Source organism: Pseudomonas sp. 1L-E-NC-VB-C3, assembly GCF_057291535.1.
In genome coordinates this window covers 380345-400293 of record NZ_JBXAWD010000001.1, presented here as the reverse complement: position 1 = coordinate 400293, position 19949 = coordinate 380345, and the positions used below count along the sequence as shown (strand labels likewise).

The 19949-nt window shown below is 60.8% G+C and carries 19 protein-coding genes; 10 read left to right on the top strand and 9 right to left on the bottom strand.

The features are described from left to right. The first annotated feature begins 127 nt into the window (after positions 1-127). Together AC0Z5Z_RS01795 and rsd are read left to right on the top strand one after the other, a co-directional pair. A complete protein-coding gene (locus tag AC0Z5Z_RS01795; RefSeq protein ID WP_305381736.1) occupies positions 128-679 on the top strand; it encodes a disulfide bond formation protein B in 552 nt (183 codons plus the stop codon). 181 nt (positions 680-860) lie between these two features. Further along, entirely contained in the window at positions 861-1319 is a 459-nt protein-coding gene (gene rsd / locus AC0Z5Z_RS01790) for a sigma D regulator (RefSeq protein WP_095181261.1), read from the top strand. Between the two features lie 57 nt (positions 1320-1376). Here rsd and AC0Z5Z_RS01785 read toward each other — a convergent pair whose 3' ends face one another. Then, a complete protein-coding gene (locus AC0Z5Z_RS01785; RefSeq protein WP_150742929.1) occupies positions 1377-2042 on the bottom strand; it encodes an FKBP-type peptidyl-prolyl cis-trans isomerase in 666 nt (221 codons plus the stop codon). Between the two features lie 192 nt (positions 2043-2234). Here AC0Z5Z_RS01785 and AC0Z5Z_RS01780 point away from each other — a divergent pair, with 192 nt between their 5' ends. Further along, positions 2235-3413, top strand: coding sequence for an AlgP family protein (locus tag AC0Z5Z_RS01780; RefSeq protein WP_485610629.1), 1179 nt, complete (start codon positions 2235-2237; stop codon positions 3411-3413). On the opposite strand, the gene AC0Z5Z_RS01775 is transcribed toward AC0Z5Z_RS01780, so the two are convergent. Then, positions 3410-3871 carry a TIGR02444 family protein gene (locus tag AC0Z5Z_RS01775; RefSeq protein WP_095181264.1) on the bottom strand — a complete coding sequence of 154 codons (462 nt, stop codon included), beginning with the start codon at positions 3869-3871 and terminating at the stop codon, positions 3410-3412. The two genes, AC0Z5Z_RS01780 and AC0Z5Z_RS01775, sit on opposite strands and share 4 nt — an antisense overlap. A gap of 50 nt (positions 3872-3921) precedes the next feature. Here AC0Z5Z_RS01775 and AC0Z5Z_RS01770 point away from each other — a divergent pair, with 50 nt between their 5' ends. The 3 genes from AC0Z5Z_RS01770 to rhtB all read left to right on the top strand — a co-directional run bounded on the left by AC0Z5Z_RS01770 (position 3922) and on the right by rhtB (position 7199). After that, positions 3922-5832 (top strand): ATP-binding cassette domain-containing protein, encoded by a 1911-nt coding sequence (locus tag AC0Z5Z_RS01770; protein WP_056791667.1) that lies wholly within the window; start codon positions 3922-3924, stop codon positions 5830-5832. After that, positions 5832-6413: a mechanosensitive ion channel family protein gene (locus AC0Z5Z_RS01765; RefSeq protein ID WP_056791670.1), complete on the top strand. Its 582-nt coding sequence runs from the start codon at positions 5832-5834 to the stop codon at positions 6411-6413. Before AC0Z5Z_RS01770 ends, AC0Z5Z_RS01765 begins: the two co-directional genes overlap by 1 nt. Before the next feature lie 153 nt (positions 6414-6566). Continuing rightward, a complete protein-coding gene (gene rhtB / locus AC0Z5Z_RS01760) occupies positions 6567-7199 on the top strand; it encodes a homoserine/homoserine lactone efflux protein (protein ID WP_024014759.1) in 633 nt (210 codons plus the stop codon). Between the two features lie 217 nt (positions 7200-7416). Here rhtB and AC0Z5Z_RS01755 read toward each other — a convergent pair whose 3' ends face one another. The 5 genes from AC0Z5Z_RS01755 to AC0Z5Z_RS01735 form a co-directional block, all read right to left on the bottom strand. Next, complete coding sequence (locus AC0Z5Z_RS01755) at positions 7417-8163, bottom strand: hypothetical protein (protein WP_016772609.1); 747 nt, start codon at positions 8161-8163, stop codon at positions 7417-7419. Positions 8164-8166: 3 nt separating this feature from the next. Beyond that, positions 8167-8754: a penicillin-binding protein activator LpoB gene (gene lpoB, locus AC0Z5Z_RS01750; RefSeq protein ID WP_016772610.1), complete on the bottom strand. Its 588-nt coding sequence runs from the start codon at positions 8752-8754 to the stop codon at positions 8167-8169. Between the two features lie 36 nt (positions 8755-8790). Continuing rightward, a complete protein-coding gene (locus AC0Z5Z_RS01745) occupies positions 8791-9162 on the bottom strand; it encodes a YcfL family putative periplasmic lipoprotein (protein WP_016772611.1) in 372 nt (123 codons plus the stop codon). A 16-nt stretch (positions 9163-9178) separates the two neighbouring features. After that, on the bottom strand, positions 9179-10573 hold the full coding sequence (locus AC0Z5Z_RS01740) for a COG3014 family protein (protein ID WP_056791673.1): 1395 nt from the start codon (positions 10571-10573) through the stop codon (positions 9179-9181). A 205-nt stretch (positions 10574-10778) separates the two neighbouring features. Then, the gene (locus AC0Z5Z_RS01735; RefSeq protein WP_150637080.1) at positions 10779-12185 is read right to left on the bottom strand and encodes a COG3014 family protein; all 1407 of its coding nucleotides are present in this window, start codon (positions 12183-12185) and stop codon (positions 10779-10781) included. 242 nt (positions 12186-12427) lie between these two features. Between AC0Z5Z_RS01735 and AC0Z5Z_RS01730 the strand changes: the two genes are divergently transcribed. Beyond that, a complete protein-coding gene (locus tag AC0Z5Z_RS01730; RefSeq protein WP_485610628.1) occupies positions 12428-14326 on the top strand; it encodes an FTR1 family protein in 1899 nt (632 codons plus the stop codon). A gap of 102 nt (positions 14327-14428) precedes the next feature. Next, the gene (locus AC0Z5Z_RS01725; RefSeq protein ID WP_041476910.1) at positions 14429-14884 is read left to right on the top strand and encodes a YaiI/YqxD family protein; all 456 of its coding nucleotides are present in this window, start codon (positions 14429-14431) and stop codon (positions 14882-14884) included. 104 nt (positions 14885-14988) lie between these two features. Here the strand turns inward: AC0Z5Z_RS01725 and elbB are convergent, their stop codons facing one another. Further along, complete coding sequence (gene elbB, locus AC0Z5Z_RS01720; RefSeq protein WP_016772616.1) at positions 14989-15657, bottom strand: isoprenoid biosynthesis glyoxalase ElbB; 669 nt, start codon at positions 15655-15657, stop codon at positions 14989-14991. A gap of 167 nt (positions 15658-15824) precedes the next feature. Continuing rightward, entirely contained in the window at positions 15825-16484 is a 660-nt protein-coding gene (locus AC0Z5Z_RS01715) for a DedA family protein (protein WP_485610627.1), read from the bottom strand. Positions 16485-16691: 207 nt separating this feature from the next. Between AC0Z5Z_RS01715 and hemB the strand changes: the two genes are divergently transcribed. Both hemB and ppk1 read left to right on the top strand, forming a co-directional pair. Further along, complete coding sequence (gene hemB / locus AC0Z5Z_RS01710) at positions 16692-17705, top strand: porphobilinogen synthase (RefSeq protein WP_122751194.1); 1014 nt, start codon at positions 16692-16694, stop codon at positions 17703-17705. 18 nt (positions 17706-17723) lie between these two features. Next, complete coding sequence (ppk1, locus tag AC0Z5Z_RS01705) at positions 17724-19949, top strand: polyphosphate kinase 1 (protein ID WP_016772619.1); 2226 nt, start codon at positions 17724-17726, stop codon at positions 19947-19949.

Here is a 19949-nt window from a genome sequence, read left to right as displayed (position 1 = left end):
ACCGTTTCCTATCGAGCCTGTCGGGTTTTCCCTACACCTGTGGTGAACTGTCGGCAGGCCCTTGCCTTGAAAGGCTGACACGCTTTCCTCTACCGTAACCGTCTGTCTCTACTGTTACGGAAAAGCCATGTCGTTGGCCTGCTCACGCTCCTTATTCTTCATGGCTTTCATTGCGGGGGCCTTTGCTCTGGGAGCTTCCTATTACCTCGAATACGCGGTCGGCCTGACGCCTTGCAGTCTGTGCCTGGTGCAGCGATTGTTCCTCACATTGCTGTGCATTGGCTGCGGCGTGGCGGCGGTGCATGGCCCCCGGCGCGTTGGCTTATGGTGGTACTGGCTGTTTGCACTCGGCGCCAGTCTGGGGGGAACCACCGCTGCGTGGCGGCAGGTGTTGATCCAGAGTGACTCGATGCTGCAACTGGTCAAATGCTCGCCAACCGTGGAGTCACTGTTCAGCGACCTGCCGTGGATCTGCGCCTTGCAACGGATGTTCAACGGCGGCGCCGATTGTGCGGACATCTCCTGGACACTGTTCGATTTGAGCATCCCGGAATGGAGCCTGCTGTTTTTTGTCGGCGTGTCGATCCTTGCGGTTTATCAGTTGTTGCGTCTGACCTGGAGCGCTCTGCAACGATCTGTCAGCGACGAAGCGTCGCACCACATGCTGGTCAGGGATTAAACACTTGTATGAACTTTATCTCCTGCGTACCTTGAAGCCATAGGCGTGCGGGCATAATCTGGCCGGCACGTGTCATTGGATTTATGTTGCTCGATGACGCTCTGCCCGATCGTCCACCAGTCAAATCAGAACAGGGGCGCGGGTGTAGAGCAGCATGACCCACAAGGGAAGAGAGATCGCCATGCTCGAAAGTTGTCAGAATGCTCAGGAACGTTGGGGTGGGGTTCATCTGCTGATCGACCGCTGGTTGCAGGAGCGTGAAGAGCTGATCGGCGCCTACGACAAGCTCGGTGCGCAGCCTGAGTCGCTGTCCGAGAGCCGCAAGCCTTTGCAGGAATTCTGCGGCGTGCTGGTCGATTACGTATCGGCGGGGCACTTCGAAATCTATGAACAGCTGACTGGCGAAGCCAAGGCGTTCAACGACAAGCGCGGTCTGGAACTCGCCGAGACCATCTATCCGCGCATCGACGTCATTACCGAGAAGCTGCTCGCGTTCAATGATCTGTGCGATGAAGGCAAATGCGTTGCGGAGAAATTCAAGGAATTGGGCGGCTTGCTGCATGAGCGCTTCGAACTTGAAGATTGCCTGATCGAAGTGCTGCACACGGCACACAAGGAAGAATATTCGGTTCAGGCCTGATCCACGTCCTTCATGAAAAACGGTGCGCCCGCAAGCGCACCGTTTTTTTATGCCTGATCAGCTCGTCGCACCACGCAACTCCACTTCAAAAACCAGAGGCGTGAACGGCGCAATCAGGTCGCCGGCACCGTCGGCACCATAGGCCTGATCCGATGGAATCACCAGCCGCCATTTCGCCCCCACCGGCATGTTCTGCAAGGCGGTGCGCCAACCGGCAATCACGCTGTCGAGGTTGAACCATTGCGGCTGGGTGTTCTGATCGAACACGGTGCCGTCCGGCAGCTTGCCGACATACAGCACCTGCACTTTGCCGTCCGGGCCGGCCTTGGCGCCAGTGCCCGGAACCAGTTCAGTCAGGAGGATGCCATCGGCCAGTTCCTTCACCCCCGGTTTGGCTTTTTCTGTGCTGAGAAAGCGTTGCTCGTTTTCCATCGCAGCATCGCTCGACTGCCGTGAAGCCTGCTCGGCATTTTGCGATTCATGGTCGGCCAGAATCTGTTCAATGCGCGCTTCACTCAACGCCAGTGGCTTGCCCTGATATGCCTGTTGCAAACCTTCGATCAGCGCCTGGATCTGCAACTGCGGCACCTCTTGGCGCAGTCGTTCGCCGAGGCTGGCACCGAGGCTGTAAGCCAGATCATGAGCATCGTTCGCCGTGGTTTTTTCATCGGCATACGCCGCCGAAAAAAACACGCAGAGGGACAAAATAAAGTAGCGCGACATGGGCACTCTCCGACCTGAGATGCGGGGGATTATGCCAGTGCAAACGTCTGCATCGGTGAACTGCTTTTTCCTCGGCGCAGAACATTTCGGCTGCGGTGCAACGCAACGGTGCAGATACTGTCAACATGCCCTAGCGGCGGTATCAGCAGAGGTCTAGTATGAGCCGCACTCACGTCAGCCAGGAGGTAAACCATGTCGGCCACCAAGAAGCCTGTAAATACTCCGTTGCACTTACTCCAACAATTGTCGGGCAGCCTGCTCGAGCATTTGGAAAACGCTTGCTCGCAAGCCTTGGCTGATGCTGAAAAACTGCTCGCCAAGCTGGAAAAACAGCGTGGCAAGGCGCAGGAAAAACTGCACAAATCGCGCACCAAGTTGCAGGACGCCGCCACTGCCGGCAAAGCCAAGGCTCAGAACAAAGCCAAGTCTTCCGTGAAAGAACTCGAGGACCTGCTGGACGCTTTGAAAGATCGTCAGTCCGAAACCCGCAGCTACATTCTGCAACTCAAGCGCGATGCTCAGGAAAGCCTGAAACTGGCCCAGGGTGTTGGCCGCGTTCAGGAAGCAGTGGGCAAAGTTCTGTCGTCGCGTTCGGCCAAACCGGCAGCAGCACCAGCGAAGAAAATCGCTGCTAAACCTGCTGCAAGCAAAGCCCCGGCGAAGACCGCTGCGGCGAAACCTGCTGTTGCGAAAACCGCCACCAAACCAGCGGCCAAGGCGCCAGTGAAAGCGGCTGCCAAACCAGCGGCGAAAACTGCAGCGAAGAAGCCGGCGGCGAGCGCGGCAAAACCGGCGGCTAAAACCACCGCAGCCAAACCTGCTGCAGCCAAGCCAGCAGTGAAAGCCGCTCCTGCCAAAGCCGCTGCAAAACCGGCCGCGAGCAAAGCTGCACCGGCGAAAACCGCAGCCGCCAAACCTGCTGCCAAAGCAGCAGCGAAACCAGCAGCAAAACCTGCTGCCAAGACTGCCGCTGCGAAGCCTGCTGCCAGGACTGCGGCCAAGCCGGCCGCCGCCAAACCTGCTGCGAAAGTGGCGGTAAAACCGGCTGCCAAACCAGCCGCAACATCGGCAGCAAAACCTGCGGCAAAAACCGCTGTGAAACCGGCCGCCAAGCCTGCTGCCAAGCCTGCGACCGCTGCTGCAAAACCGGCCGCCAAGCCAGCCGCAAAACCAGCGGTGAAAAAGCCTGCAGCTGCCAAGCCAGCCGCGACCAAACCGGCCACCGCTCCAGCGGCCAAGCCTGCCACTGCCGCTACCCCGGCTGCTCCAGCTGCGTCGGCACCGTCGTCCGCCGCCCACTCGACCCCTTCGACTGCGCCAGCACCAGCCGCTTCGTCGAACGTCAGCAGCACCCCGACCAGCGGTTCCTAAGTGCCGGTTGCCGCGACGCGCAGCACTTGCAGCGCGTCGCGGTTCAGGCTGGCGGCATTGCCGGCCAGGTCTTCAAGCCAGGTCACCGAACCTGCATCGTTGCGCGTCCACTCTTGCGCCACACCTTCAAGGCGTGAAAGCAAGGTGCGCTCAGCTTCCAGCTCCAGTGATTTGATCTGCTCCCGCATGCCGGCCACCACCGCATCGTCGACGGCCCGCGCTTTCCATTGCAGGCGCAGGGTTCGCAGCGGCTGCACCACTTCGATATCCCACGGCGCGGTCAAGGCCTTGAGTAAGCGTACGCGCGGCTGATCGCAGGCCACCGCGCGCTGCTCCAGCCACAAACCGCACAGCAGCAGGCAGACATTGGCGCCCGCCGTTTGCAATTGCAGGCAGGCATCTTCCACACCCGGGCGGGCGTAGACATCAAGGGCAAAGCTCCACAGGTCAGAGGACATCGTGCTACTCGCGCCAGTTGTGAGCGAAGCTGGTAGACTCCGCCGCCATTATGATCCGACTTCAGAACCTGACTTTACAGCGTGGCCCGCAACGTCTGCTAGAAGACGCCGAGCTGACCCTGCACGCCGGCCACAAAGCCGGCCTCATCGGCGCCAACGGTGCCGGCAAATCCAGCCTGTTCGCCCTGCTGCGCGGCGAGTTGCACCCGGATTCGGGCGACTGCCTGCTGCCGGCCGACTGGCGTATCGCGCACATGCGCCAGGAGGTCGACACCCTCGAACGCCTGGCGGTCGATTATGTGCTCGATGGCGACCTGCGTCTGCGCGAGGTGCAACGCGAGCTTGCCGCCGCCGAGCAGGCCCACGACGGCACCGCGCTGGCGCGCCTGCACGCCGAACTCGACAGCGCCGACGGTTACACCGCCGATGCGCGGGCGCGCAAGCTGCTCGCCGGTCTTGGGTTCACCAATGAGCAGATGGATCGTCAGGTAGGCGATTTCTCTGGTGGCTGGCGGATGCGTCTGAATCTGGCGCAGGCACTGATGTGCCCGTCGGATCTGCTGCTGCTCGACGAACCGACCAACCACTTGGACCTCGATGCGATCATCTGGCTCGAAGAGTGGCTGAAGAGTTATCCGGGCACCTTGCTGCTGATTTCCCACGACCGGGATTTCCTCGACGAAGTGGTCGATCACGTTGCCCATGTCGATCAGCGCAAACTGACCCTCTACCGTGGCGGCTACACCGCGTTCGAGCGCGCCCGTGCCGAGCGTCTGGCCCAGCAGCAACAGGCCTACGAGAAGCAGCAGGCGCAGCGTGCGCACATGGAAAGCTACATCGCTCGCTTCAAGGCCCAGGCGACCAAGGCCCGTCAGGCGCAGAGCCGGATCAAGGCGCTGGAGCGCATGGAAGAATTGTCGGCGGCCCACGTCGATTCGCCGTTCGACTTCGTCTTCCGCGAGTCGACCAAGATCTCCAGTCCGCTGATCGACCTGTCCGATGCACGCCTGGGTTATGGCGACAAGACCATCCTCGAGAAGGTCAAGCTGCAACTGACCCCGGGTGCGCGGATCGGTCTGCTTGGGCCGAACGGTGCGGGTAAATCGACGCTGATCAAGAACCTCGCCGGCGAGCTCGAACCGCTGGCCGGGCGCCTGACCCGTGGCGAAAACACCGTGGTCGGCTACTTCGCCCAGCATCAGCTCGATTCGCTGGACTCCAAGGCCAGCCCGTTGCTGCACTTGCAGCGCCTCGCGCCGGGTGAGCGCGAGCAGACCTTGCGCGACTTCCTTGGCGGCTTCGACTTCCGGGGTGCGCGCATCGATGAGCCGGTGCTGAATTTCTCCGGTGGCGAGAAGGCGCGTCTGGCCCTCGCGTTGATCGCCTGGGAACGCCCGAACCTGCTGCTGCTCGACGAACCGACCAACCACCTCGATCTGGAAATGCGTCTGGCGCTGACCATGGCCCTGCAGGAATTCAGCGGTGCGGTGCTGGTGGTCTCTCACGATCGGCACTTGCTCAAGAGCACCACCGACAACTTCTATCTGGTCGCTGACGGCAAGGTCGAAGAGTTCGACGGCGATCTCGAAGACTACGCGCGCTGGCTGGTGGAATACCGTCAGCGCAATGCGCCGGTCAGCAACACGCCTGTCAACCCGGACAAGACCGACAAGAAAGCGCAGCGCCAGGCGGCGGCAGCGTTGCGTCAGCAACTGGCGCCGCACAAGCGCGAGGCCGACAAGCTTGAAGCCGAGCTGGGCAAGCTCCACGAGAAACTGGCCAAGGTCGATGCCAGCCTCGGTGACAGCGATATCTACGAGCCGGCGCGCAAGAATGAATTGCGTGATCTGCTCGCCGAACAGGCGAAATTGAAGGTTCGTGAAGCCGAGCTGGAAGAAGCCTGGATGGAAGCGCTGGAAACCCTGGAAAGCATGCAGGCGGAGCTGGAGGCGTTGTCCTGATGGAAGCCTTCAAGCTGCCTTTCTCGGCGGTGTGGGTCGAACCGTTGTGGTTCACCGCGCAGATTCTGCTGATTCTGCTGGCCGGTTACCTGACCCAGCGTTTCGTCGCCAAAGGCCTCACTCGCCTGGGTGAGCGCTATCCGTTTCCGCCGCAGTTGCTGATGCCGCTACGCGGCGTGTTGCGCTGGCTGATCATGGGCAGCGCGCTGCTCTTCGTGCTCGAGCGCCTCGGCGTTTCGGCCACGGTGCTGTGGACGGCGCTGTCGGGATTTGTCGCGGTGGCGGCGGTGGCGTTCTTCGCCATGTGGAGCGTGCTGTCGAACCTGCTCTGCGCGATTCTGATCTTCACCGTCGGGCCGTTCCGCCTCGGCGACGTAGTCGAGCTGGTGGATACCACCGACAAGCCTGGCGTCAAAGGCCGGGTGATCGCGATCAATCTGCTCTACACCACGCTGGTCGAGGCCGAAGAGTTGGGCACCGGCAGCGCCATGGTGCAGGTGCCGAACAGCCTGTTCTTCCAGCGTTCGGTGCGGCGTTGGCGCGGGACAGATGTGTTTCCGTCGAGTGGCTTTGAGAAGTAGCTTTTCCAGCAAGATCAAAAGATCGCAGCCTTCGGCAGCTCCTACATTTGGAATACGATCCCTGTAGGAGCTGCCGAAGGCTGCGATCTTTTGCTTTTAGCCCCAAACAGCATTAGTTTTGACGACTTGTTACAGCATCAGCCGAGGTGTGCGATGGAGCTTCAAACATGGCTGGCATTTTTTGCCGCCTGCTGGGTGATCAGCCTGTCCCCGGGCGCGGGCGCCATCGCGTCGATGTCCAGCGGTCTGCAATACGGGTTCTGGCGCGGCTACTGGAACGCACTGGGCCTGCAGATCGGTCTGGCGGTGCAGATCGCGATTGTCGGCGCGGGTGTTGGCGCTGTGCTCACCGCTTCGGCCACAGCATTCCATGCGATCAAATGGTTCGGTGTCGCCTATCTGGTTTACCTGGCGATCAAGCAATGGCGGGCGCTGCCCATGGACATGAGCGATGACGCCGCAGTGCGGCCGATCGGCAAGCCGCTGGCTTTGGTGTTTCGCGGCTTTCTGGTGAACATCAGCAACCCCAAGGCGTTGGTGTTCATGCTCGCGGTGTTGCCGCAGTTCATCAATCCCCATGCGCCGCTGCTGATTCAGTATGTGGTGATCGGCGTGACCATGGTTTTCGTCGATCTGATTGTCATGGCCGGCTACACCGGACTGGCGTCGAAGGTGCTGCGCCTGTTGCGCACGCCCAAGCAGCAGAAACGCATGAACCGCACCTTTGCCGGGTTATTCATTGGCGCGGCGGCGTTCATGGCGACGTTGCGCAAAGCGGCGGCGTAAACCGCTCGGACAGAAAAAAGGCGACCTCAAGAGGTCGCCTTTTTCATTTCTACCGAGACATCGGGGCAAGCGAGCTTTTGTGGCGAGGGGATTTATCCCCGTTGGACTGCGCAGCAGTCCCAATCGTCTTGAATCAATAGCGAGGGCCGCTTCGCGACCCAACGGGGATAAATCCCCTCGCCACAGAGCCCTTCGCCACAAAAGTCCTCAGATCGGCTCAGCGTAAAATCACCGGCGCCGTATCACGCGGCAGATTATTGCGCTGCGGCGCTTCACGCGGCTGCTCATAACCGTCACCGCCACCGAGTTGCATGCTCAGTTGCCCGGCCACGTCTTCGCCCAAGGCCTTCGACACCTCACGCACCACCCGCGGACGGTTCAGCGAGATCTTGATGTCGCGATGGTTCACCAGTTTGGTGTCCTGCGCTTCGCCCATCGCCGTGAAGGCCGAGGTGATCTCGTAGGTCTTGGTGTTGATCAGGCTGAAATCCGCCACCAGCGTCAGGCCCAGCACCGCCGAGTAGCTGTCGGTGTGCGCCAGCTCGTTGATGTCCTGGGTGAAATCGATGTCGGACACGGTGCCGAACAGTACGTAGTCGGCGCCTTTGAAGTTGCCGGCCTTGATGCGCTTGATCACGTCATACACGTCGCCTTTGGATGAGGCGGTATACGGCGTGCCCTGGACCAGCTGGAACATGCCGGTACGCAGGATTTCACCCTTGATGTCGCCGGTGAATTTGCGCAACTCGCCCTGTTCGATGTAGCTGGTGGTCGCTTCGATCTCGTTGTAGCTCGAAGAGCCGCTGGCGCTGTAGTAACTCTCACGATGATTACTCTGCGCCGAAACGATGTGGATGTATTGCTCCACGCGCTCCTGATACGCCAGATCCGTCACCGCCACTTTCGGGGCCGCCTGCGCGCTGAACGCGCAAGCCAGGGCCATCATGCCAATCCATGTGCGCATCGATTAACGCTCCGTGGTTTTGCGGATCTCTTTTTCGTCCATCCACTCGGCCAGACCGCTTTCGACGTCGATCAACTGCAGGCTGAATTTGTAGAAGACGTCCTTGTAGTCGCTGCTGCGCTTGACGATCGAGCTGATCGAGCCTTCGATGCGGTACTTGGCGGCAACCATGTTGCCGGTCTTGGCCACGGTGCTTTTCTTGTACAGGCCGCTCTGGTTTTGCAGCTTGAGCTGGTCGACCTGGCTCTGCATTGCATTGTTGTCGCTGGCGAAGCGCGCAACACCGGTTTTCATCAGTTGGGTCTTGATGCTGGTGGTGATTTCGCGGGTGTCGATGTACTCGCTGGTCTTGTTCTTCACATCGTAGACCTGAACCACCGGACGGCCCTGCAGAATGCCGGACTGGGCCAGCGAGCGGGTCATCGACTCGGCGATCATTTGCAGGTCGGTCGAACCGAATTCGTTGGTCACGGTTTCAACCGCTTTGGTGTCGCCGTAGCTGATGTTCTTGCTGCCCAGGGTCGGCGAGGTGTTGGCGCAACCGGAGGCGAGCAGGGCGATGACGGCGATGCAGGAAAAGCGTGCAAACATGAGAAAGCTCTCTCAATCAGAAATAGGGTGGCGGGCTTAAGGCGTCTTGATTTCCAGACGGAAATCCACGGCTTTCGGGGTCGGGGCGATGGCCTGAATGAAGCTGGTCTGGGCGCCGTACATCATCTGGCTTTTCCACACTTCTTCTTCGGCAACCGGGAAACCTTCGGCGCCGAGCCAGGCGAAGCGGTAGTAGAAAATCTTGTTGCTGTTAAGGGTGTTGCTCAACTGCACGTTGACGGTCATGAAGCCGTTTTCACGAGCCACGCGCATGGCGCCGACGACGATGTGTTTCTGCGGGCCCATGGCCACGACTTTGCTCGCGGCGCTGCCCGGCTCAGGTGGTGGCGGGGTGGCGCAGCCTGCCAGCAAGGCGAGGGCGGCGACGGCGATGATCTTCAAGCGCATTGCAAAGACTCCGTTCTTAAGGTTGTTTGAGGCTGGCGACGTTGGTCGCGGCAGCGCTCGGCATTACGTGAGCAGCGATGCCGCCAGCGAATACCTGGTTGCCCACGGCACGCAGGCTGATCACTTGGTAACGCTGGTCGACGGTGACCTTGACCACCGAGCCGCCGACGGCGCTCGGCAGGGTAACCTGATGCTCACCTTTTTTCAGGCGCAGACGCACCACTTGGGTGTTGTCCGGCAGGGTGCGCCATGTACGGGTATCGGCACCTTCGAGCACTGCTGAAGAAATACCCACAGCGAGACCGGCCAGCGGATTGGTTTCGTTGATCTGCTTCTGCGCCACGCCTTTGGTGATCGCGCGCACGGTGGTGCGCACGATGATCCCCGGCATGTCATCACGCAGAGCGCGGCGGGACATGGCGGTGGTGCTGTTCAGTGCGGTCAGGTCGACCTGCTTGCCGTCGACGCCGATCTGCGCAAAAGGCGCGGTGGAGGTGTCCGGTTTGATGATCGGGAACGACAACGGGGTGATCACCACGTTGTTGGAAATCGGCAGCGGCAACGGTACGCGAATCGAGTCACGGGCCGGGGCCAGACCGCTCTGCACGACGATGAGAATGTCGCTGTCATCGGATTTGGAAGGCTTGTCGAGATTGACCAGCGCCTGCTCGAGCAGCGGCGTGTTCGGGCGCAATTCGGCAGCCTTGCGATAACCCGGCGCGGCCAGATCCTTCTCGCCCAGGGCTTCGTAAACGAAACCGGCCAGGTAATGGCTGAACGCACTCTGGTAGCTGTTTTTCAGGCCGACCACTTCCGGCGCGTCGAGGCTGGCCACCGGATAACCCTGCAGATCCTTGTACTGGGTCTTGATGCCTTCTTTTTCGGCCTGTTCTTCGCTCTTGAGGTATTCCTTGTCGCGCAGGTCAGCGATCACCGCTTCGCGTTCGTGGGTCTTTTTGATCGCAGTGCGGGCGCCATCGAAATCGTTGACCGCCAACAGGTTCAAGGCCATCTGCGTGGTCAGCATGACTTTCTCGTAGTCATAGCCTTCGTAGCGACGCACCTTGTCGTTGACGATGAAGCTGCCGAACTGTGCCAGGTACTTGGCCGAATCGAGCTTGACCGCGTCTTCCCACTGACCGACCACCTGATCGGCGCTGCCCCAGGCGTTCTGGCTGCCTGACAGGTCGCCCTTGGCGCGCAGCAGTTCGCCTTTCTCGAAGTAATAGAGCAGGTCTTTGTCGGTACCGGTGTTGTTCTTTTCCAGCAGGGTCAGCGCCGCGTCGACGTTGCCGGATGCCAGTTGCTGATTGGTCTGGGCCAGTTCGGAATCGTAGTTGCGAAACGCTGCGCAGCCGGACAACAGCGTGACGGCGCTGAGCGCGAGCAGCATGGGAGCGCGGAATGCCATGGGTACTTCTTCCCTGAGTAAAAAACTTGCAGCCGCGTGTGCTGGTCGGGCTGGTGTGACCTATCGACGGCGGCGCTGGCCTCCTGCCAATTCCTCATGCGTGAGGAGCTTTTGATGCCGGCTCGCTGGGCGAGGGCGCGGCATTATAAACGTGGGGTGATGGCTATGTAATAGCCTTTTGGGTGCATTTCTAGATGTTGTGCCATCACTTCTCCGCAGAAGCGGGTGTATCCGACGCGGGTTTTTGATTCGGTACAAAGGCTGATCCGACGGTATAGACCTGATCCCGGAATACCCGCAGGTGCAGAATCTGGCGGTCCTGGTCGACGCGCATTTCAAAAGGGTGGTCGATGGACGCAGGCGCAAAACGGAAGGTATGCAGGCCTTTTTTCAAGCGCAGGCGGGCGACCAGCGTCTTGTCCGGCAACGCTCGCCATGTGCGGGTGTCGGCTTCTTCGAACGGATCATGCTGAGTGACGATCAACGAGGCTTTCGCCGGGTTGCGCTCGTTTTCCTGCGCTTGACCGATGGCGGCCATGTTGGCGCGGAACATCGCCCGCGAGATGATTTGCGGCATGTCGTCGCGCAGTGTGCGCATGGACATATCGGTCACGCTATTGATCACTACCAACGGCTGTTTGCGACCGTCTACGGTGATATGGCTGAAGTTGGGTGTGACCGCGTCCGGCACCATCACCGGGAATGAAATGGGCGCAATGATGACCAGCGTTTCGTTCAGACGAACCGGGATCGGCACCTGCACGGAGCTGCGAGCCGGGGCCAGGCCACTCTGGATAATCAGCAACACATCGCTTTCATCGGCTTTCGCTGGCGGTTTGTCGAGATTGCGCAGGGCCTTTTGCAGCAAGGGCATATCCGGCCGCAGTTCGATCGCCTGACGATAACCGGCCGCCGCGAGGGCGCGTTCGCCGAGGGCTTCATAGGTGAATCCGGCCAGATAGTGGCTGAACGCACTCTGATAGCCGTTTTTCAGCTCAACGACCTGCGGCGCATCAAGCAAGGCGACCGGGTAGCCTTCCAGTTCCTTGTAATGGAGAACTTTGCCTTGAGCTTTTGCCTGTTCCTCGGCCGCTTCGTATTGCTTTTCACGCTGGCGGGCGATCAATGCTTCGCGTTCGTGGGTTTTCCTGATGTCTGCGCGGGCGCCGGCAAAGTCATTGACGGATAGCTGGTTCAAGGCCATTTGCGTAGTCAACATGACCTTTTCGTAATCGTAGCCTTCATAGCGCCGCAGCTTGTCGTTGACCAGCATCGTGCCCATTTCATCACCGAAACGGGCCAGTAATTTCATCGCGCCGGACGGGTTGGCTTCCTCGCGCTGGAAGATCATGCGGTCGGCATTGCGCCAGGCGTCCTGGCTGTCGGGCAGGGCACTGCCAGCGCTGAGGATCGCGCCTTTTTCCAGGTAATACAGCAGATCCTTGTCTTCCCACGGGTTGTTCATTTCCACCAGTGCCAGAGCCCCGGTCAGATTGCCCCGGGTCATTTGCTCGGTGGTCTGCTGCATTTCAAGATCGTAGTTGCGATAGGCGGCACAACCGCTCAACTGAACAGCGACGCAAAGCAGCAAAACGAACGGAAGACTCCGCATTGAGGTTGATTCCTTGCGCGCAAATGCTCTGGGGCGGGCAGTATAAAGTGGATGGTGGCAAATGGCTGCGATCTTGATCGAGCGTCAATCGGCAGCGGGCAGTGCGGCAATACTCGGCGACAAACGCTGCTGCCGTCTGCCGGGTATTTCCTGCCAATCAAAGCGAAACGCCGACAAAGCTTGAGAGAAATGTCTTCGAAGTGAACAATATGTAACTTCGCATTTCCATTTGAGATTCGTTCATGACTGCCTCGTCCCGATTGCTGGCCTGGCTGCTGTTCCCGTTATTGTCCCTGAGCAGCCTGCCGCTGCTGGCCGATACCGTGGAAGGCGCGCCGCAAGCGTTGCACCTGCTCGATTACATCAGTGCCGATTACCCGCCGACGGTCGCGGCAGGCAAAGTCATCGACGATGGCGAATACCGCGAGCAGCTGGAATTCACCCAGGTTCTGCAAGGCTTGATCACTGCATTGCCAGCCAAACCGGAAAAAGCCGCGCTGGAACAGGGCGTCGAATCTTTGCACGCCGCCATCACTGCGAAGCAGGACGGTGCTGATGTCGCCCGTCAGGCCCGACAGCTGGGGGCGAAACTGGCGGTGGCTTATGAAGTCAGCCAGGCACCGATCATCACCCCGGACCCGACACGCGGTGCGCCGCTGTATGCGCAAAATTGCTCGGTGTGCCACGGCGACACTGGTGCTGGCGACGGCCCGGCCGGTGTCGGTCTGACCCCTGCGCCAGCCAACCTGCGCGACGCTGCGCGGATGGATCACCTGAGCCTGTACGCGATCTACAGCACCCTCGGCCAAGGCGTCGAAGGCACCGACATGCCGGCGTTCGCCGATCAGCTCGATGATCGCCAGCGCTGGGATCTGGCCACCTACATTGCCGGCTTCAGCGCCGATGCGGCGGCCGCCAAGTCCGACAAGGTCTACAACATCGCCGACCTGGCCCGGCAGACCCCGGCCGAAGTGCAGGCGGCGGAGGGCGCAGAGGTCGCGGCGTCGTTCCGTGCCCAGCGCGCGCAACCACCGCAGGTCAAGCGCGGGCCGGCGCAGTTGCTCGATTACACCGCCGCCACGCTGGACAAAAGCCTCGCGGCCTACCGCGCCGGTGAACACGATCAGGCCTATGACCTGTCGGTGGCGGCGTATCTGGAAGGCTTCGAACTGGTCGAAAGCTCGCTGGATAACGTCGATGCCAACGTGCGCAAGGACACCGAAAAATCGCTGATGGCGTATCGGCAGTCATTGCAGGATGGTCTGCCGGTCGAGCAGGCCGAACAGCGTCTGGACGCGGCCAAAGCCAAACTCAAGGAATCCGCCGGCATGCTGGGCAGCGATGGTCTGAGCTGGTCGCTGAGCTTCATCTCCGGCCTGCTGATTCTGCTGCGCGAAGGCCTGGAAGCGATTCTGGTGCTGGCGGCGATCCTCGCCTTCCTGCGCAATACCGGTCAGCAATCGGCAGTACGCAGTGTCAACGTTGGCTGGGGTCTGGCACTGCTGGCAGGTCTGGGTACCTGGGCACTGGCGGCGTACGTCATCGACGTCAGCGGTTCGCAGCGTGAGTTGCTGGAAGGCGCCACCGCGCTGTTTGCCAGCGTCATGGTGTTGTGGCTCGGCGTGTGGATGCATGACCGCCGTCATGCGGCGGCCTGGCAGGATTACATCAAAAGCAGTCTGGTCGGCGGCAGTGGACGTTTCGGCTTTGCGATCCTGGCGTTCTTCTCGGTCTATCGCGAGTTGTTTGAAGTGATCCTGTTCTACGAAACCCTGTGGCTGCAGGCCGGTCCTGCCGGGCACAACGCCGTGCTGGCCGGCGGCGCGACGGCGCTGGTGCTGCTGGTCGGCCTGGCCTGGGTGATTCTGCGCGGCTCGGCGAAACTGCCGCTGACCTTGTTCTTTAGCATCAACGCCGCGCTGTTGTGCGCGCTGTCGGTGGTGTTTGCCGGGCATGGCGTCAAGGCCTTGCAGGAAGCCGGGATCTTCGGCACACGGCCGGTCGCGTTCTTTGAATTCGACTGGCTGGGGATCCATGCCGATGCCTATTCGCTGACCGCGCAGGTGGTGGCGATTGTGGCGATTGCTGTGCTGTATGGGCGCAGTTGGGTGGCGGAGAAGCGTCGGGTTTCGGCTGCATAAAGGCATTCGCTGCGCTCATATTCGCGAGCAGGCTCGCTCCCACAGGTTCGGTATGTATCCTGTGGGAGCGAGCCTGCTCGCGAATTTTTTGGAGGCAAGAACATGCGTGTATGGATTGATGCCGACGCCTGTCCACGGGCGGCGAAGGATCTTGTAGTGAAATTCGCCCTCAAGCGCCAGTTCGAAGTGGTGCTGGTAGCCGGGCAGCCGCAGACCAAGCCGGGGCTGGCCATCGTCAAACTGATCGTGGTGCCGAGCGGGCCGGATGCGGCGGATGATTATCTGGTCGAGCACGCCGTGCCGGGCGAGCTGGTGATCTGCAGCGATATTCCGCTGGCCGATCGGCTGGTCAAGAAGGGCGTGGCGGCACTGGATCCGCGCGGCAAGGAGTTCGATGCGCAGAACATGGGCGAGCGGCTGGCGGTGCGGAATCTGTTCACCGATCTCAGGGAGCAGGGCCAGATGAGCGGCGGCCCGGCGCCGTTTGGCGAGCGCGAGAAGCAGGCGTTTGCCAATGCGCTGGACCGGATTCTCACCCGGCTCACCCGCAAGCCCTGAAAAGATCGCAGCCTGCGGCAGCTCCTACAGGGGCGGTGTATGCCGCAATATCACGGCGCGACACGAAACCTGTAGGAGCTGCCGAAGGCTGCGATCTTTTGATTTCAAGCGTCGTTTTCGTGGGTCAGTTCGAGCACGCGGTCGACCAGTTTGTTGATCCCCGAAGCCGCTTCACTGATGGTCTGCGCCAGCATGTACGCCGGGGTGGTCACCAGTTTGCGCGCCTTGTCTTCGACGATTTCGGTCACGGCGCACTCTTCGTGGGTGGCGCCCATCTTGTTCATGGCCGCAGCGGTGTCGGCGTCGTTGCCGATGGTGCAGGTCACGCCCGGGCCATAGATTTTCGCTGCCAGCGCCGGTGAGATGCAGATCAGCCCGACCGGTTTGCCCGCTTCGGCAAATGCTTCGGCCAGGGCCAGCACTTCAGGTTGTACGGTGCAGCCGGCGCCTTCGATGGCGAAGTTCGACAGGTTCTTTGCCGCGCCGAAACCGCCGGGCACGATCAGTGCGTCGAAATCCTCGACATCGGCGTCGCGGATATCCTTGACGTTGCCCCGGGCAATCCGCGCCGATTCCACCAGTACGTTGCGCGATTCCGGCATTTCTTCGCCGGTCAGATGGTTGATCACATGCAATTGCGCGATGTTTGGCGCGAAGCACTGCACCTGTGCGCCGCGCTGGTCGAGGCGCAGCAGGGTGATGACACTTTCCTGGATTTCGGCGCCGTCGTACACGCCACTGCCGGACAGGATCACTGCAACTTTTTTGCTCATGGGCTTCTCTCCAGATTCATGGCGCTCAATGTCCCTTAAATCGTCGCGCGTGGCCATAGGGGCATGGCTGGCGCGCGCGGGAACAGAGCGCTCTCTCAATGGATCGCAACGGCGGCGGGGTGTTCATTATTTGCCTGGAATGCGCGTGGCAGCCGCCAGCGAATGGCTTATTCGGCTGGCGTTTTCGGTCCGGCAGGAGGGGTCGCTTCGGCCTGACGCAATTGCTCGGCCTCGGCGGCCTTGGCGAGATGCTCGTCCTGATAGATTTTCTTTGCCAGTTGCGCATTCTTGAAGCGGCGCCGCAGCCACAGGCCCAGCCCGAGGATCAGCAAGGCGCCGAGCACCCACAGCTCGTACTTCTTGATGCTGCCGAGCATGCCTTCCAGCACTGCGCCGAAGTGGTAAGCCGCCGCAGCCAGTGCGGTGGCCCAGATCGCCGCGCCGATACCGTTGAGCAGCAGGTAACGTCCCGGTGGATAACCGGACAGGCCGATCGCCACCGGCATCACGGTGCGCAGGCCATAAACGAAGCGGAAGCTCAGGACCCAGATGTCCGGATGTTTGCGGATGTGCTCCAGCGCGCGGTCGCCCATCATCTGCCAGCGCGGCTTGCGCGCAAGCAATTTGCGCCCGTGCTTGCGCCCCAGGAAGTACCACAGCTGATCGCCGGCATAGCTGCCGAAGAACGCCACAACCACCACCAGGTTGATGTCCATGTATCCACGGAACGCAAGGAAGCCTGCGAGCACCAGAATGGTCTCGCCTTCGAAGAACGTGCCGAGGAACAAGGCAAAGTAGCCAAAGTCGTGCAGAAATTGTTGGAGCATTGTCTGGGTGCTGGCGAAATGAACGCGCAGCCTAACCCTTCGGGCACATTCATGAAAGTGTCCAAATGTGTCTCGACGTGAACATTTCCTACATCGACAATGGATTGCGGCTACCTGTCACAGAGCACACATAACTGTCATCTGTTAGTCATAATGGCCGTCTATAACTGTCACGCTCGCCCGTTTGCCCGGGCTCAGGAGTCTGCCGTGAGCTTTACCCCCGCCAATCGTCTGTTCCCAGCCACTCGTCTGCGTCGCAATCGTCGTGATGATTTTTCGCGGCGGCTGGTGCGTGAAAACGTATTGACGGTCGATGATCTGATTCTGCCGGTGTTCGTGCTCGACGGTGAAAACCGCCGCGAAGCCGTGGCCTCGATGCCGGGCGTCGAGCGACTGACCATTGATCTGCTGCTTGAAGAAGCGGCGAAATGGATCGAGCTGGGCATTCCGGCTCTGGCGCTGTTCCCGGTCACCCCGCCTGAACTGAAATCCCTCGATGCTGCCGAAGCCTGGAACCCCGAAGGCATCGCCCAGCGCGCCACTCGCGCCCTGCGTGAGCGGTTCCCGGAGCTGGGCGTGATCACTGACGTGGCGCTGGACCCGTTCACCACCCACGGTCAGGACGGCATTCTCGACGAAGACGGCTACGTGCAGAACGACATCACCGTCGATGCGCTGGTGCGTCAGGCGCTGTCCCACGCCGAAGCCGGCGCGCAGGTGGTGGCGCCATCGGACATGATGGACGGTCGCATCCAGGCGATACGTGAGGCGCTGGAAATTGCCGGCCACGTCAACGTGCGCATCATGGCCTACTCGGCCAAATACGCCAGCGCCTACTACGGCCCTTTCCGCGATGCCGTGGGTTCTGCGTCGAACCTCGGCAAGGCCAACAAGGCCTCTTATCAGATGGACCCGGCCAACAGTGACGAAGCGCTGCACGAAGTCGGTGCCGACTTGTCCGAAGGTGCGGACATGGTCATGGTCAAACCGGGCATGCCCTACCTGGACATTCTTTTTCGCGTCAAAGATGCCTTCAAGGTGCCGACCTTCGTCTATCAGGTCAGTGGCGAATACGCCATGCACATGGCCGCTATCCAGAATGGCTGGTTGAGCGAAGCGGTGATCCTCGAGTCACTGACCGCCTTTAAACGTGCCGGTGCAGATGGCATCCTGACTTACTTTGCCGTTCGTGCCGCTCAATTGTTACGAGAGCAGAAATAGCCCTCCCAGGAACATTCCATGAATACCGAAGGACTCACTGAAGTTGCCGTAAAAGAAGCTCAGCCGGTGGTCGAGCAAATCACCGAAACCCCGCCGGAACTGGAGCCTGCGCCACCCGCGCCGGTTGCCGAAACCGCTGTGGCGGTACCGGCGATCGCCATTCCCGGCCTGGATGACAGCAGCCTGTACATCCACCGCGAGCTTTCGCAATTGCAGTTCAACATCCGCGTGCTGGAACAGGCGCTGGACGAGTCCTACCCGTTGCTGGAGCGGCTGAAGTTCCTGCTGATCTTCTCCAGCAACCTCGACGAATTCTTCGAGATCCGCGTCGCCGGGCTGAAAAAGCAGATCACTTTTGCCCGCGAACAGGCCGGCGCTGACGGCTTGCAGCCGCATCAGGCGCTGGCGCGGATCAGCGAACTGGTTCACGGTCACGTTGACCGCCAGTACGCGATCCTCAACGACATCCTCCTGCCGGAGCTGGAAAAGCATCAGGTGCGCTTCATCCGTCGGCGCAACTGGACGACCAAGCTCAAAACCTGGGTCCGCCGCTATTTCCGCGACGAGATCGCGCCGATCATCACCCCGATCGGCCTCGACCCGACGCACCCGTTCCCGCTGCTGGTGAACAAGAGCCTGAACTTTATCGTCGAGCTCGAAGGCATCGACGCCTTCGGGCGCGACTCCGGTCTGGCGATCATCCCGGCGCCGCGCCTGCTGCCACGGATCATCAAGGTGCCGGAAGAAGTCGGCGGCGCCGGCGACAACTATGTGTTCCTGTCGTCGATGATCCACGCCCACGCCGATGACCTGTTCCAGGGCATGAAGGTCAAAGGCTGCTACCAGTTCCGTCTGACCCGAAACGCCGACCTGGCGCTCGATTCCGAAGACGTCGAAGACCTCGCCCGCGCCCTGCGTGGCGAGTTGTTCTCGCGGCGTTACGGTGACGCGGTGCGTCTGGAAGTTGCCGACACCTGCCCGAAACACCTCTCGGACTACCTGCTCAAGCAGTTCAACCTGAGCGAGACCGAGCTGTATCAGGTCAACGGCCCGGTCAACCTGACGCGTCTGTTCAGCATCACTGGCCTCGATAGTCATCCGGAGCTGCAATACACGCCGTTCACCCCGCAGATCCCGAAACTGCTGCAGAACAGCGAAAACATCTTCAGTGTGGTCAGCAAGCAGGACATCCTCCTGCTGCACCCGTTCGAGTCGTTCACGCCGGTGGTCGACCTGCTGCGTCAGGCCGCGAAAGACCCGCACGTGCTCGCGGTTCGCCAGACCCTGTACCGCTCCGGCGCCAACTCGGAGATCGTCGATGCGCTGGTCGACGCCGCGCGTAACGGCAAGGAGGTCACCGCCGTGATCGAGCTGCGCGCGCGCTTCGACGAAGAATCCAACCTGCAACTGGCCAGCCGTCTGCAAGCGGCGGGCGCAGTGGTGATCTACGGCGTGGTCGGCTTCAAGACCCACGCCAAGATGATGCTGATCCTGCGCCGTGAGGCTGGCGAAATCGTCCGCTACGCGCACCTCGGCACCGGCAACTATCACGCCGGCAACGCCAAGCTCTACACCGACTACAGCCTGCTGACCTCCGACGACGCTTTGTGTGAAGACGTCGGCAAACTGTTCAGCCAGTTGATCGGCATGGGCAAGACGCTGCGCATGAAAAAGCTGCTGCATGCGCCGTTCACCCTGAAGAAGGGCATGCTCGACATGATTGCCCGCGAAACCCAGTTTGCCCTCGAAGGCAAACCGGCGCACATCATCGCCAAGTTCAACTCGCTGACCGATCCGAAGATCATCCGCGCGCTGTACAAGGCCAGCCAGTCCGGCGTGCGCATCGATCTGGTGGTGCGCGGCATGTGCTGCCTGCGTCCGGGCATCGCCGGGGTCTCGCACAACATTCATGTGCGCTCGATCATTGGCCGCTTCCTTGAGCACACGCGGGTGTTCTACTTCCTCAACGGCGGCGACGAGCAGATGTTCCTCTCCAGCGCCGACTGGATGGAGCGCAACCTCGACAAGCGCGTCGAGACCTGCTTCCCGGTGGAAGGCAAGAAACTGCTGACTCGGGTCAAGAAGGAGCTGGAGCTGTACCTGACCGACAACACCCACAGCTGGAGCCTGCAGTCGGACGGCCGCTACATCCGCAACACACCCACTGGCAACCAGAACCCGCGCAGTGCGCAGGCGACGTTGCTGGAGCGGCTGGGCAGCCCGATATTGCCTGTCAGCAGTTAA